Annotated in this window: 14 protein-coding genes, 1 tRNA gene and 2 pseudogenes; 9 read left to right on the top strand and 8 right to left on the bottom strand. The window is 67.6% G+C overall.

The features are described from left to right. Window positions 1-470: integrase arm-type DNA-binding domain-containing protein (locus tag V7060_RS17970; protein ID WP_334180578.1), on the bottom strand; the 470-nt coding region annotated here is incomplete at its 3' end. A gap of 220 nt (window positions 471-690) precedes the next feature. Then, window positions 691-767: transfer RNA gene (locus V7060_RS17965), tRNA-Met, on the bottom strand. 117 nt (window positions 768-884) lie between these two features. Here V7060_RS17965 and V7060_RS17960 point away from each other — a divergent pair. From V7060_RS17960 to bfr, 3 genes and pseudogenes are all read left to right on the top strand, one after another. Then, a pseudogene (locus V7060_RS17960) lies at window positions 885-1,379 on the top strand (RNA pyrophosphohydrolase); the annotation flags it as partial. 169 nt (window positions 1,380-1,548) lie between these two features. Beyond that, window positions 1,549-1,761, top strand: coding sequence for a bacterioferritin-associated ferredoxin (locus V7060_RS17955; RefSeq protein WP_334180577.1), 213 nt, complete (start codon window positions 1,549-1,551; stop codon window positions 1,759-1,761). A gap of 120 nt (window positions 1,762-1,881) precedes the next feature. Continuing rightward, entirely contained in the window at window positions 1,882-2,352 is a 471-nt protein-coding gene (gene bfr / locus V7060_RS17950) for a bacterioferritin (RefSeq protein ID WP_334180576.1), read from the top strand. On the opposite strand, the gene V7060_RS17945 is transcribed toward bfr, so the two are convergent. From V7060_RS17945 to V7060_RS17935, 3 genes are all read right to left on the bottom strand, one after another. After that, on the bottom strand, window positions 2,325-4,802 hold the full coding sequence (locus tag V7060_RS17945; protein WP_334180581.1) for an ATP-binding protein: 2,478 nt from the start codon (window positions 4,800-4,802) through the stop codon (window positions 2,325-2,327). The two genes, bfr and V7060_RS17945, sit on opposite strands and share 28 nt — an antisense overlap. 30 nt (window positions 4,803-4,832) lie before the next feature. Then, a complete protein-coding gene (locus tag V7060_RS17940) occupies window positions 4,833-6,731 on the bottom strand; it encodes an EAL domain-containing protein (protein ID WP_334180575.1) in 1,899 nt (632 codons plus the stop codon). A gap of 82 nt (window positions 6,732-6,813) precedes the next feature. After that, a complete protein-coding gene (locus V7060_RS17935; RefSeq protein ID WP_334180574.1) occupies window positions 6,814-7,434 on the bottom strand; it encodes a DUF4126 domain-containing protein in 621 nt (206 codons plus the stop codon). 98 nt (window positions 7,435-7,532) lie between these two features. Between V7060_RS17935 and V7060_RS17930 the strand changes: the two genes are divergently transcribed. The 6 genes and pseudogenes from V7060_RS17930 (at window position 7,533) to V7060_RS17905 (ending at window position 11,772) form a co-directional block, all read left to right on the top strand. Next, a complete protein-coding gene (locus V7060_RS17930; protein ID WP_334180573.1) occupies window positions 7,533-8,267 on the top strand; it encodes a DUF6776 family protein in 735 nt (244 codons plus the stop codon). Between the two features lies 1 nt (window position 8,268). Further along, window positions 8,269-8,625, top strand: a pseudogene (locus V7060_RS17925) (polymer-forming cytoskeletal protein); the annotation flags it as partial. 122 nt (window positions 8,626-8,747) lie between these two features. Next, a complete protein-coding gene (locus tag V7060_RS17920; protein ID WP_334180572.1) occupies window positions 8,748-9,470 on the top strand; it encodes a DUF6776 family protein in 723 nt (240 codons plus the stop codon). Window positions 9,471-9,507: 37 nt separating this feature from the next. Then, window positions 9,508-9,894, top strand: a complete 387-nt coding sequence (gene erpA / locus V7060_RS17915; RefSeq protein ID WP_334180571.1) for an iron-sulfur cluster insertion protein ErpA — start codon at window positions 9,508-9,510, stop codon at window positions 9,892-9,894. Between the two features lie 20 nt (window positions 9,895-9,914). Continuing rightward, window positions 9,915-10,856 (top strand): NAD(+) diphosphatase, encoded by a 942-nt coding sequence (nudC, locus tag V7060_RS17910; protein ID WP_334180570.1) that lies wholly within the window; start codon window positions 9,915-9,917, stop codon window positions 10,854-10,856. A 37-nt stretch (window positions 10,857-10,893) separates the two neighbouring features. Next, entirely contained in the window at window positions 10,894-11,772 is an 879-nt protein-coding gene (locus tag V7060_RS17905) for a cobalamin biosynthesis protein (RefSeq protein WP_334180569.1), read from the top strand. Window positions 11,773-11,830: 58 nt separating this feature from the next. On the opposite strand, the gene V7060_RS17900 is transcribed toward V7060_RS17905, so the two are convergent. From V7060_RS17900 to V7060_RS17890, 3 genes are all read right to left on the bottom strand, one after another. After that, a complete protein-coding gene (locus V7060_RS17900; protein ID WP_334180568.1) occupies window positions 11,831-12,100 on the bottom strand; it encodes a CD225/dispanin family protein in 270 nt (89 codons plus the stop codon). A 79-nt stretch (window positions 12,101-12,179) separates the two neighbouring features. After that, the gene (locus V7060_RS17895) at window positions 12,180-12,602 is read right to left on the bottom strand and encodes a DUF2752 domain-containing protein (protein ID WP_334180567.1); all 423 of its coding nucleotides are present in this window, start codon (window positions 12,600-12,602) and stop codon (window positions 12,180-12,182) included. A gap of 146 nt (window positions 12,603-12,748) precedes the next feature. Then, window positions 12,749-13,039 (bottom strand): CD225/dispanin family protein, encoded by a 291-nt coding sequence (locus tag V7060_RS17890; protein WP_334180580.1) that lies wholly within the window; start codon window positions 13,037-13,039, stop codon window positions 12,749-12,751. Between the last annotated feature and the right edge of the window lie 14 nt (window positions 13,040-13,053).

Here is a 13,053-nt window from a genome sequence, read left to right as displayed (position 1 = left end):
CGAAGCGGCACATCGGCCTCGTCGCTCAGGTGTCCACTAAATCCTGGTAACTCCACCATACGGTTCGGTAGCGGCCGCAGGTCCGACACTCCGACATCCGAAGTGGGCTTTTTGCCGACCCATGGAAAGCCATGGGCTTCGAGCCGCACCCTTTGCTTCGCATGATGGCTTTCGGTCCAGCCATGAGCCTTCACGGCCAGCCATTCGCGTGCCATGACTTCCAGGCTGTTGCCGGCCCGCTCGGCCCCAGCAGTCTGCGCTGCCTTCCGGTGCTCGCCGGGGTCAATGCCTGCAGCAAATTGCTTGCGAGTCCGATCCCGCTCAGCGCGCGCCCCTGCAAGGCCTGTGTCGGGGTAGGTGCCCGGGCTGAGGGTGTTTAGCTTTCCCGAAAGAGGGCACCGGTAATCGGGTCGCCACCATCTCGCGCCATCTGGCCTGAGGATCAGGTACAGGCCGCCACCATCGCGCAACTTTCAGGCTTCGTTTTGCGAATGGCGGTATCGGTCAGCGGCATGCCCCAGGCTCTCTGACGGTAACGACTTGGGTGGGCTACCGCTTACCGCCAAAGCTACCGACGCTTACCGTCGGCTTGCCATGGATTCCGCCGGACCGCCATGGACACAAGAAAGGCCGGAAGCCTTGGTTTTTGTGGGCTTGCCGGCCTTCGTTGGATTGCTTCGGACTATCACGTGGTGGCTATGGGTGGACTCGAACCACCGACCCCAGCATTATGAGTGCTGTGCTCTAACCGGCTGAGCTACATAGCCGCGTGAACCGCGTATTCTTCATTTCGACCCCCCGCCTGTCAAGCTGCGCCGATGCGCTTGTCGCCTGCAGCAGGGCATGGCAGAGTCCGGGACAGTAGATTTTCAGGAGTCCGCATCGTGATCGATCCGGACGGCTACCGACCCAACGTCGGCATCGTGTTGATGCGGCCGGATGGCCGGGTGTTCTGGGCGCGACGTGTGCGCCGGGATGGCTGGCAGTTCCCGCAAGGCGGCATGAACACGGACGAGACGCCCGTCGAGGCCATGTATCGCGAGTTGCGCGAAGAAACCGGCTTGTTGCCAGAACATGTAGAAGTTCTGGGTGTGACGCCCGGCTGGCTGCGCTATCGGCTGCCCCCTCGGGCGATCAGGCGCAACGAGCGGCAGGTTTGCATCGGGCAGAAACAAGTCTGGTTCCTGCTGCGCCTGGTCGGTGACGAGGCGCACCTGCGGCTGGACCTGACCGAGAGTCCGGAGTTCGACCACTGGCGATGGGTGGACTTCTGGTACCCGCTGGAGCATGTGGTGATCTTCAAGCGGCGCGTGTATGCCAGCGCGCTTGGGCATCTGGCCACGTTCGCCCGGAGCATTGCCGGGGCACAGGCGATTCCGCCGCAGCTGCCCGACCCCCGGGCGCCCGAGGCGACGCGGCGGCGAAATCGCGACAGGCCCGCGCGTAAACGGGGCGGGGCCGGCGAACCCGCCAAGAATTGACAATCATTCTCATTCGAGGTGGAATGGCGTCGGGCCATCCCGTGCCTGCCGCCTCCTTGCCGCCTCCGTGTACGTCTGCATCTGCAACGGCATCACTGACCACCAGATCCGCGAAGCCGCAGCTGCGGGATGTACGACGGTGGCCGAGTTGACGATGCGGACCGGCGCCGGCGCCAATTGTGGAAGCTGCCTGGACATGGCGATGGACGTGCTGCAGTCCGCGCAGCCGGCGCCCGGCAAGCCACTCCTCCCGATCCTGACGCTGTCGCACGCAGCCTGATCGTCGCGCGTGCCGCCTGTCGGCGGAGACGCTTGCCGCAGAATGATCACGATTCGCGTTCCGTCACCTGGCATGCGTACGGGCTAACCTTTGCCGTCCTTCCGCCCACGGAGCATGGCCATGAAAGGCGACGCCAAGGTCATCGAATATCTCAACAAGGCGCTCTACAACGAGCTGACCGCGATCAACCAGTATTTCCTGCACGCCAAGATGCTGAAGAACTGGGGCTTCAAGGAGCTGGCCGAGCACGAGTACAAGGAATCCATCGACGAGATGAAGCATGCCGACAAGCTGTCGGAGCGGATCCTGTTCCTCGATGGGCTACCGAACTTCCAGGCGCTGGGCAAGTTGCGTATCGGCGAAACGCCGCGTGAAATCCTCGAGTGCGACCTGACGCTGGAGCGCGAGGCGCTGCCGTTGCTGCGCGAAGCGATCGCGTACTGCGAGTCGGTGGCGGACTACGTCAGCCGCCAGTTGTTCGCCCACATCCTGGATTCCGAGGAAGAGCACGTCGATTGGCTGGAAACGCAGCTGTCGGTGATCGACCGTATCGGCGAGCCGAATTACCTGCTTACCAAGCTCGAAGACTGAGCGGCCTGGGTCGACGCGGACGGAAGCAGCGGCCGACCCAATTGCTGCGCGGCGTAGCCCTGCAGCGCCATGCGCGCGCGCGCGTATTCCGCGATGACCAGCGCCACGGCTACGGCCGGGCGCTCCAGCTTGCGGGCGCGGGCGCCCAGCTCGACACGCTTGGCGGCGGCCGACAACGCCATCGCGCCGACGTTCGCGCTCGATGACTTGAGCGTATGCGCAGCATCGCGCATCGCGTCCAGGTCCGGCACGGCGGCGGCCTTCTCCAGGGTGCCGATCAGGCGCGGAGCGTCCTCCAGGAAGATCGCGATGATGCGCGTGGTCTCATCGCCGGCGATCTCGCGCAGTTCTTCAAGCATGGTCTGGTCCAGGACCGGGAAACTGGGCGCGGGCGCACGGGCGGTGGCCACGGCCGGCGCGGGCGCGGCAGGTTCCGCCGGCTTGACCAGCGCTGCGTTGCGCAGCACGAAGTTCATGCGGTCCGGCAGCCATCGGTGCAGGCAGCCTTCCAGTTGTTCGCGCGAGACCGGCTTGGCCAGATAGTCGTCCATGCCTGCGTCGAGGCAGCGCTGGCGATCGCCCGCCATGGCGTTGGCCGTCATCGCCACGATCGGGAGGCGGCCGCCATCGCTGCGCTGCGCCTCAAGCTCGCGCCAGCGTCGCGTCGCGGCGTAGCCATCCAGCACCGGCATCTGGCAGTCCATCAGGATCAGGTCGAAGTGTTCCACCTGCATGCGCTTGAGGGCGATGTCGCCGTTGGCGGCGGTCTCGCAGTTGAAGCCGAGGGCGGACAGCAGCTTCTGCGCCACCAGCAGGTTGACCGGATTGTCCTCCACCAGCAGCAGGCGTGGCTCGGTGCGCATCGCGCTGACAACCCCGGGTTCCGGCTCCGTTGCGAAGGCCTCCTCGGCCGGCGCGGACGGGGCTGCCGCCTGCGCGTGCAAGAGATCGTCCGAATCCGGTACGGATGCCGCGCCATCGATGGCCGGCGCGGGAGAACTGGACGGCTCCGGGAAAATTTCTTCCAGCGGCGTGCCATCGCTCTCGCGTTCCGGCTCCGGCGAGGCGCCGGTCAGTGCGGCGCGGAGGTCCGCGTCGGGCGACTGGCGCGACAGCAGGGTACTGCGCGGATGCAGTTCCGCCGGTACCGTCTCGTCGCCGTACAGCCACAGCAATCGCAGCGTGTCGGGCGACGCGCGTCGTGCGATGGCCCGATGCAGCGCCAGGGCGGTGCTGCGGATGCCGCCGATGTCGGCCAGGACCGCCAGGTAGTCCTGGTGGCCCTGTTCGCTCACCAGGCGCAGGCGGTCCAGCGCTTCCTGCGTGGTTTCGACGGCGACCGGCTGCATGCCCCAGTTGGTGGCCAGCAGCGTGAGGCGCTGGCGCAGGCGTGCATCGGGCGAGACGATCAGGACGCGGCCATGGTCCAGCGCGCCGTTGTCGCGCTGGCGCAGGTCGCCGATGACTTTCATCAGCGGCACTTCGAACCAGAACGTGGAGCCGCGGCCGATTTCCGACACCACGTCGATGCGGCCGCCCATCAGGTCGACGATGCGCCGGCAGATCGCCAGCCCCAGCCCGGTGCCGCCGTACAGGCGCGTGGTCGATGCGTCGGCCTGGCTGAAGGAATGGAACAGGCGGTGGCGTGCGTCTTCTTCGATGCCGATGCCGGTGTCGCGCACCTCGAAACGGAGCAGGTGCTGCGCGGCGGTTTCACCCAGCCTGCGCACCACCAGCGTGACGGTGCCGCGTTCGGTGAACTTGATCGCGTTGCCGACGAGATTGGTCAGCACCTGTCGCAGCCGCACCGGGTCGCCGCGCACCGGCAGGCGCACGGCCGGGTCGAGCTGAAGGCTCAGCCGGAGCCCCTTGTTTTCCGCCGGCCGGTACATCAGCTGCAGCACCCCGTCGAGCAACTCGCGCAGGTTGAAGCCGGTGATTTCCAGGTCGAGCTTGTTGGCCTCGAGCTTGGAGTAGTCGAGGATGTCGTCGACGATCCGCAGCAACTGGTGCGACGACGCGGTCGCGGTGCTCAGCATTTCGCGCTGGTCGGCCGCAAGCGGCGCGCGCGACAGCATCTCCAGCATCGGCACGATGCCGTTGAGCGGCGTGCGGATCTCGTGGCTCATCGTTGCCAGGAACTCGCCCTTGGCCATCGCGGCGGATTCTGCGGCCTGCTTGGCGCGCATCAGTTCCTGTTCGAGGCGGTCATGGCGCTGCAGGTCTCGCTGCAGGCCATCACGTTCGGACTCGGCCATCGCCGCGCGTGCCTGGATGCCGGCATGGCGCTGCACCTCCGTGCGCGCGTTCAGGGCGGACGCGATGGCGGCCACCAGGCCCGCGCCGCCGCCGCCCACGGCTACCGGCAGCCAGGGACCGGCGACGCCGGCCCAATGCAGGCCCAGCGATGTCAACGACGCGGTGGCACATGCCACCGCGACCCAGGGCATCACCGGCGTGCGACCGGCCGAGGGCATCCGTTACAGCACCGCGTTGTGGAAGTCGAAGCCGAGTTCGCTGCCGACCGCCTGCACCAGGTTGCCCTGGATGAAGTCGACGCCGCCCATCCACATGGCGGCCGCGGCCTGCGGATCCTCTATCTGCTGTCCGATCACCTGCAGCCCCTGTCGATGGGCGTTGTCGATGATGCCGCGCAGCTGGTCGCGCAGCAGCGGGTCGGCATGCGCGCTGGCGTACTTGCTGGAGACGCGCACGAAGCCCAGCGGCAACTGCGTGAGCAGGGCATCGGCTTCGGCGCCCGGCTCGAACTGGCTCAGGCAGAACTGCACGCCTGCGGGCATCAGCTGCTGGCAGAACTGGCGCAGCGTGACGGTGTGGATGAGGGCATCGGCCAGGCGCAGGTCGATGACCAGCGACGTGCCCTCGATGCCGCGTGCGCGCAGCGCATCGAGCAGCCACGGCGCGTGCGATTCGCGCGCCAGCGAGCGCGGCGACTGCGAGACGAACAGGCGCAGCGACGGTCCGGCCGCCTGCCGTTCGGCGAGCACATACAGGGCGTGCTCCAGCACCCAATGGTCGATCTGCGCAATGCCGCCGGCCAGTTCCGCCGCCGGGATGACCTGCGATGCAGGCAGCAGCGAGCCATCGGGCTGGCGCATGCGCAGCAGCACCTGGTACTGCGCCTGGTCGCTGCCGGCCACCGCGACGATCGGCTGGTAGGCCAGTTCGAACTGGCCGTCTTCCAGCGAGATGCGCGGTGCATCGTCATCGACTTCGGCCGGGACATACTCGGCCATGCTGTCGGACTTCAGCCGCGCCTGCAGCACCGCGCGCTCGATGGCTTCCAGCGCGCTGCCGGCGTCGGCAAAGCCGAGCGACATCGCGGTATAGCCCACGGAGCCGCGCAGCTTGAGGATCTCGTTGGGGCGGGTCTGGAACTCATGGCCGGCCAGTCCGTCGCGCAGTTGCTGCGCCAGCGCGGCCAGGGTCGCTTCGTCGACGCTGTCGGCCAGCATCAGGAAGCTGTTGTCGTTCAGCCGGGCCACCGGATGCGGTGAGGCCGCCGCTGCGAGTTGCCGGCCGGCCTGGCTCATCAGGTGTTCGAACACTGCGTAGCCATAGCGTTCGCGCAGGCTGAGCGCACTGTTGACCTCGACGAAGAACACGCCGCCGCGGGATTGCCGCTGCAGCGAATCGGCGAGCTGCTGCAGCACGAAGGTGCGCGTGGGCAGGCCGGTGTCGGTATTCACCGACGGACGGGGCGCCTGCAGGGCCTGGTTGCGCTGGCGCGCGCGCTGGATGCGGTTCGACACCGCGGCGATCAGGTGCCGCGGGCGGATCGGCTTGTTGAGGAAGTCGTCCGCGCCGCTTTCCAGGACCTCGAACTGGCGCTCCGGATCGGGGTCGCCGGTCAGGAACACGATGGGCAGGTGCAGGTATTCGGGCTGCTGCCGCAGCAACATGGTCAGCGACATGCCGTCCTTGCCGGGCATGTGGAGGTCCATCAGGACCAGGTCGGGGCGGAAGCGGCGCATCGTGTCGAGCAGTCCATCGGACTGCATCTGCACGTCGGCCTGCATGCCCGCGCCATGCAGCACGCTCTGGGCGAACAGCGCCTGGCCGCGGTCGTCCTCGACGATCAGCACGCGATAGGGGGATTCCGGGTCGACCGGTTCCGCGGGCGCCACCGGCACGTCGGGCGCCGGTGCTGCGGCCAGCGGTGCAGCGGGTGGCGCGGCAGGAGGGGGTGGGGGCTGGGTCATCTGGACGGGCTCTCCGGCTGCGGGTGCATCCGCCGCGTCCTCGGGGGCGGCATCGTCCACCCAGCGGCGCCAGTGGTGCGCCGGTGGTGTTTCGGCCCGCAGGCGCGAGCGTAAAGGCTCATCCTGCGGACGGGATGTGGGATCGAGCGTGGACATCAGGCTTCCCCAAGCTGAGCCCCATTATGCGATGAAGTTCACGGCCGAGGCAGATCCATGATCCCTGATGCACCGACGCCTGTCACGGGCCGGAGGCCGGGGGCGGCGCATGCACCGTCGGCGACGGCTGCAGCAGGCGCTTCACGCCACGCGACACCTTGCGCCAGACCCACCACACGGCAATGGCGATCAGCAGCGACGCACCGATCACCAGGAACAACGCAATCCAGGGGTGCGCGAAGGCCAACGCCAGGCCACCGACCACCACGGCGTCTTCGGTGATGGACGCGGCCCAGTTGCTGACCGGTTCCGGCGAGGTGTTCATCAGGGCGCGGGAGCCGCTCTTCAGCACGTGGCTGGTCAGGGCCACACCGGCGCCGGCGGCCAGCACGCCACCACTGAGCTGTCCGTCCGGCGACAGCGTCGCGGCGGCGAGGAAGGCGCCGGCCGGCACGCGTGCCAGCGTCTGCAGCAGGTCCCAGCCGGAATCCACGCCGGGAATCTTGTCGGCGAAGAATTCGGTCAGCGCCAGCGCGCCGGACGTACCCAGCACCCACCACGATTCGGTGGCCTGCAGGGCGGGCGGCAGGTCGAGCCAGCCGAGCGCACCGGCCAGGCCGACGCCGAAAACGGTGAGGTAGACGCGAATCCCGGCCATCCATGCCAACAGGATCCCAATTACGAAAAGATGCGCTTCGGACATCCCGGCCACTCCCGTTAGACTCGAGGGCTTGCGCCACTGCGGCGAGTATAGGGGTCCCGTCTGGCTGCCGGCTGAGTGCCGCCCGCCGCTTGTCTGCCATGCCCGCACCCGCGCCATCCCGCTTCCGCATCGTGCCGCGAGACGCCGCCGTGCGCCGCCGTGGCACCCCGCTGCTGCTGGGTCTCGCATGGCTCGCCAGCGTGGCGGCGATCTGGTTCGCCGCCAGTTACACGGCCGCGCCGCGCCTGGTGCAGGCCGAGCGCGCTCGTGCACAGGCGCAACGCGACGTCGAAGGCGTGCAGGGCGAACTGCGCACCCTGCGGCAGCGCGAATCGACGCTCGCCCGTTCCGACCAGATCAGCCGCGCCGCCAATGCCGAGGTCCAGGAGGCGTTGGCCGAGCGCGACGAAGAGATTGCCGCGCTGCGTGCCGACATCGCTTTCTACGAGCGCCTCGTGGGGTCGACCAGCCAGCGCAAGGGCCTGACGGTGCACGTGGCCGAGTTCGCGCCCGAAGCCGGTGGTACGTGGCGTTACCAGATCATGTTGACGCAGACGATGAACCGGGGCGCGATCAGCCAGGGACAGATGCGCTTCACCGTCGAAGGCGTGCGCGAGGGCAAGCTGGCCGCCGTGCAGTGGGACGAACTGCATCAGCAGCGCAGCGCGCCGGCGCAGGCCTATTCCTTTCGTTACTTCCAGCAGTTGGACGGCAACGTGATGCTGCCGCCCGGCTTCACGCCGCAGCGCGTCAAGGTGTCGCTGCATGGCGAGGACGCCGCGGTGGAGCAGGCCCTCGACTGGAAGACCGCCACAGCCGCAGGAGGCAAGTGACATGTTCAAGACCAAGCCCATCCGTCCCGACGTGGGTGCCATCGACACCCTGATCGGCCCGCAGGTCACCATCCGCGGCGACGTGGTGTTCAGTGGAGGGCTGTACGTGGAAGGCCACATCCAGGGCAAGGTGATCGCCGAAGACGGCGCGCGCGCCGTGCTGACGCTGGCCGAGCAGGGCAGCATCGAGGGTGAGGTGCAGGTGCCCGTGGTGGTGATCAATGGGCGCATGACCGGCGATGTCCACGCGCTCGAGCGTATCGAACTGGCCACCAAGGCCCGCGTGCACGGCAACCTGCATTACAAGGTCGTGGAGATGAGCGCGGGCGCGCAATTGACCGGCAGGCTGGTGCATGCGGACGCCGTGCCGGCAGACGCTGGCGCGCGGGACGCATCGGCGCTGCCGGAAGCCTGGGCGGCCGCCGACGCCTGACGGCGCCATTCAGAACCCGCTGGGAACGGCCGCGCTATCCTGCGGCCATGAATGCCAGGCCCCTTCCGCCGACCGTGCCGCCGCCGCGCTTCCGCAAGGGACCGGTGATCGCCATCGTGGCGTTGGTCCTGCTGCTTGCGACCGGTGGCTGGGTGCTGTGGCGCGGACTGGCGGGAAGCACGGGCGAAGGCCCCACGCCAGCCCAGCTTCGTGGCCAGCAGCAGCGCATCGAATCGCTGGAGCAGCAGGTCGCCACGCTGTCGCGCTCGGACCAGATCAGCCGCGACGCCAATCGCGACCTGCAGGCCACGCTGTCCGAGCGTGACGAGGAAATCGCCGGCCTGCGCACGGACGTTGCCTTCTACGAGCGGTTCGTCGGCGCGACCGCACAGCGCCGCGGCCTGTCCGTCCACGAACTCACCCTGCAGCCCCAGGACGAGCAGGCCTGGCACTTCACCGCCACCCTCACCCAGAACCTCAACCGAGGCGCGGTGAATGCAGGTCGCCTGCTGGTGTCGGTGGAAGGCACCGAGGCCGGCAAGCTGCGGCGCCTGGGCTGGGCGGATCTGCGCCAGCAACCCAACGCGCCCGGCGTGGCCTATTCGTTCAAGTATTTCCAGCAGATCGAAGGCGATCTGCTGCTGCCGCCGGGCTTCAAGCCGGTCCGGGTGATCGCCCGCCTGGTGCCCCAGGGCGGCGCCGCCGTCGAACAGTCGTTCCCGTGGACACAGGCCACGGCGAAGGAAGGAGCCGGCGAAGGGGCGCGCTGAGCTTGAACTGCCTCCCGCCAGCCCCCATCCTTTCGCCATGACTACCGTCGTTTCCCTGCCTACTGCGCCCGCCGCCCCGGACTACCAGTCCATCGACCGGCCGCTGAACTTCACGGTCGCCGCGGCCGCGAAGGTGCGCGAACTGATCCGGGAAGAGGGCAGCGAATCGCTTGCGCTGCGCGTCTATATCCAGGGCGGCGGCTGTTCGGGGTTCCAGTACGGGTTTGAGTTCGACGAAAACCGCGCCGAGGACGACGTCGCCGTCGATACCGATGGCGTGTCGCTGCTGGTCGATCCCCTGAGCCTGCAGTACCTGATGGGCGCGGAAGTGGACTACAGCGAGAGCCTGCAGGGTGCGCAGTTCGTCATCCGCAACCCCAACGCCAAGACGACCTGCGGCTGCGGCAGCAGTTTCAGCATGTGACGCCACGCCTGCCGCGCTCCGTGACAGGTCCCGCCACATCCTCCGCTCCACTGTCCGGCTTCGCCTTCGCAGGCGACACGCTGGATCGCGCCGACGCACTGCGTGATGACACCGAAGCGCTTGCACGTCGATGGCCGGCGGCGCGCGTGCTGTTGCTGGACGATGAGGGGCGTGCGCTCACCGGCGCCGATGGATCGCTGCGTGCGCTGGACGGCCGTTCACTGGGTGGCGGTCCGGGTGCCAGCCTCTTCCTGGGATTGCGCGACGGCGTGGCCTGGTTCGCCGCGCATGCCCGCCACCATGCGGTGCAGGCGCCCACGTGGCTCGACCTGCGGCGCGCGGCTGCGGCATGGCCCGCGTTCGAGTCCGGCGTATTCGCGATGGCGCGCGCGCTGCTGCACTGGCAGTCGTCCACCCGCTTCTGCAGTGCCTGCGGCGGCGACATCACGTTCCGGCGCGCGGGCTACACGGCCCATTGCACGCAATGCGGGAAGGACCATTACCCGCGCGTCGATCCTGCAGTCATCGTGGCCGTCAGCGACGGTGAGCGCCTGTTGCTGGGGCGGCAGGCGGCGTGGCCGCCGCGGCGGTATTCCGTGGTGGCCGGGTTCGTCGAACCGGGCGAGACGCTGGAGCAGACCGTCGTGCGTGAAGTCCTGGAGGAGACGCAGGTGCGCGTGCGCGCGTGCCGCTACCTCGGCGCGCAGCCGTGGCCGTTCCCCGGGGCGTTGATGCTGGGCTTCTGCGCGGAGGCCGAACCCGACCCGCCACAGGTCGATGGCGAACTCGAGGACGCGCGCTGGTTCACCTTCGAAGAGATCGATGCCGCACTCGCGCGCGACGGTGGCGATGACGGCGAAGGCCTGTTGCTGTCGCCGTCCATCTCGATCGCGCGTGCGCTGATCGAGCACTGGCATGCGGGCATGCGCAGCGCGGCCATGCCGGTCGAGACCGGGCGTTAACGGCACGGCGCGCTAGAATCCGGCCCGGAGGAACCGCATGTCGATCACGCTTGTCGCCGTCGTGCTTGCACTGGTGCTTGGCCACGTCGCACCCACGCTGGTCGCGTCGTTCCGCCAGTACGGCTGGTATGCGGCATGGCGGCACTGGCTGGGCCAGTCCGTCGGCGATGCCTGGCGGGAGCGCTACGGCATCGCACTGGCCCTCGTGCCGGTGCTGTTGGTCGTCGCCGTGTTGCAGTGGATACTCGATGGCCCCGTGTACGGACTGGTGGGCCTGGTGTTCGACCTGGCCGTGCTGGTCTATGCGTGGGGACCCCGCGACCTCGACGTGGATGTCGAGGCCGTCATCGACGCGCACGACGCGCCGACCCGTCGCGCAGCGATTTCACGGCTCGGACTGGCTGGCGAAACCGCGGCGCTGGACGGTCCCGCGCTGGTCGAAGCGGTGTTCGCGAACGCGTTGCAGCGCTGGTTCGGCGTGCTGTTCTGGTTCCTGTTGCTCGGCCCGGTCGGTGCGATCCTGTATCGGCTGGCGGCGCAGGGCGCATCGGCCAGCGACCTGCCGGAACGGAACGGCAATGGGGCACGCGCACTCAAGACGGCGCTGGATTGGCCGGTCGCGCAACTGATGACACTGGCGATGGCGCTGGTGGGCAACTTCGATACGGTGTTCTCCACATGGCGCGACGCGGGCGGCGCGCGCTTCCGTCTCGACACCGGATTCCTGGGTCAGGTGGCACGCGCCAGTGTGCGCGGCGAACTGGCGGAAGAAGCCGAGGAGTACGCGGAAGAGGGCATGGTGCAGGCCATGCGCGAACTGCCCGAGCTGCGTGATGCGATGAGCCTTGTCTGGCGCATCCTGCTGGTGTGGCTGGCGGTACTTGCGGTGTTCGTGATCGGCGGCTGGGTGAGCTGAGCCGGCCAAAGAGAAAGCCCGCATCCGCGGGCTTTTCTTTGCGTCATGCCAAGAGTGCTTACTGCGACAGGGCCGCCATGCCGCCCATTGCGAAGATGAAGATGATGTACAGCACCGCCAGCGACACGCCGGCGATCGCCGACCACATCGCCCACTTCTTCGCCTTCTCCGAGGAATCCTGTGCGCCGGCGACGTCACCGGCGGCCAGCTTGCCGTTGACCTGCGCGGCGAACACGATCGAGACGATGCCGAGCGGCAGGCAGCAGAACAACGTGGAGAGGATCGCCCAGACCAGGTGGTTGGGGACGTACTGCGTGTTCGTGTTCATGGGTCTTGCTCCTTGAGGGTGGTTGGGGTTGAGGGCGATAGCAGCGTGAAAGGGTGAGCAAGGCCAGCGAGCCGCAGTATCAGCCGGGGGCCAACGAAGTAAAAGGCGCCCAGGGCAGATTGCGGAGAATCCAGAATCCCGAGAGCAGTAGCAGCCACAGGATGGGGGAGGAAACACGCCGCACGAACGGGTGGAGCCACGCTGGACGCCAGCCTAGCGACCATGCCGCGAGTATCGGAAGCAGCGGCAGTACGAAAACCAGCAGAGGATTCATCGAAAACGCCTTGCCTACATCGCCGTGCACCAGTGCGTGGAGCGCACGGGTCGCGCCGCAACCGGCGCAGTAGAGACCGGTAAGGGTCTTGAAGATGCAGGCGGGAAAGGGATTGCCGACCGCATTGGGGTCGAAGGTGCGCAGTAACCATATGCCAACTGCCAACGCCGCCACACCAGCCAGACTGGCGACGGCGATGCCAGCACGCTGTAGGGACGTATTCGTCATTGCGTCACTGTTGCCGTTGCGTCTGTTCGATGGCTTGCCGGAACGCTTACCGTGATGGTGATCGACCGGCCCAGATGGCCCGGGATGTTCTGGGGGACGGCACCTAGAAGGGGGGGTATGGAATTCATCCGATATTCCCTTTGGCTTCAGCCGCTCAGTCCGCCCAGTAGACCGACGCCGCCGATCAGGAAGACGAACAACAGGTATAGGACCAGCGGCACCAATGCGCAGGCGGCGGATACCAAGGCCCAGAGCTTTGCCTTGTTCGACGCATCCTGCGCGCCCGCCAGGTCACCCGCGGCACGCTTGCCGTCCACCTGCGCGGCGAACACGATGGAGACGATGCCCAGTGGCAGGCAGCAGAACAGCGTACTCAAGATGGCCCAGACAAGATGATTAGGGACATAGGGCGCGTGCTGCGAGGGCAGAGGGGGCATGGCACTCATGTTGG

This window comes from Pseudoxanthomonas sp. (assembly GCF_036845285.1).
Lineage (GTDB): Bacteria > Pseudomonadota > Gammaproteobacteria > Xanthomonadales > Xanthomonadaceae > Pseudoxanthomonas_A.
Note: the sequence above shows the minus strand (reverse complement) of the source record. Positions and strands in the feature narration are given on the sequence as shown.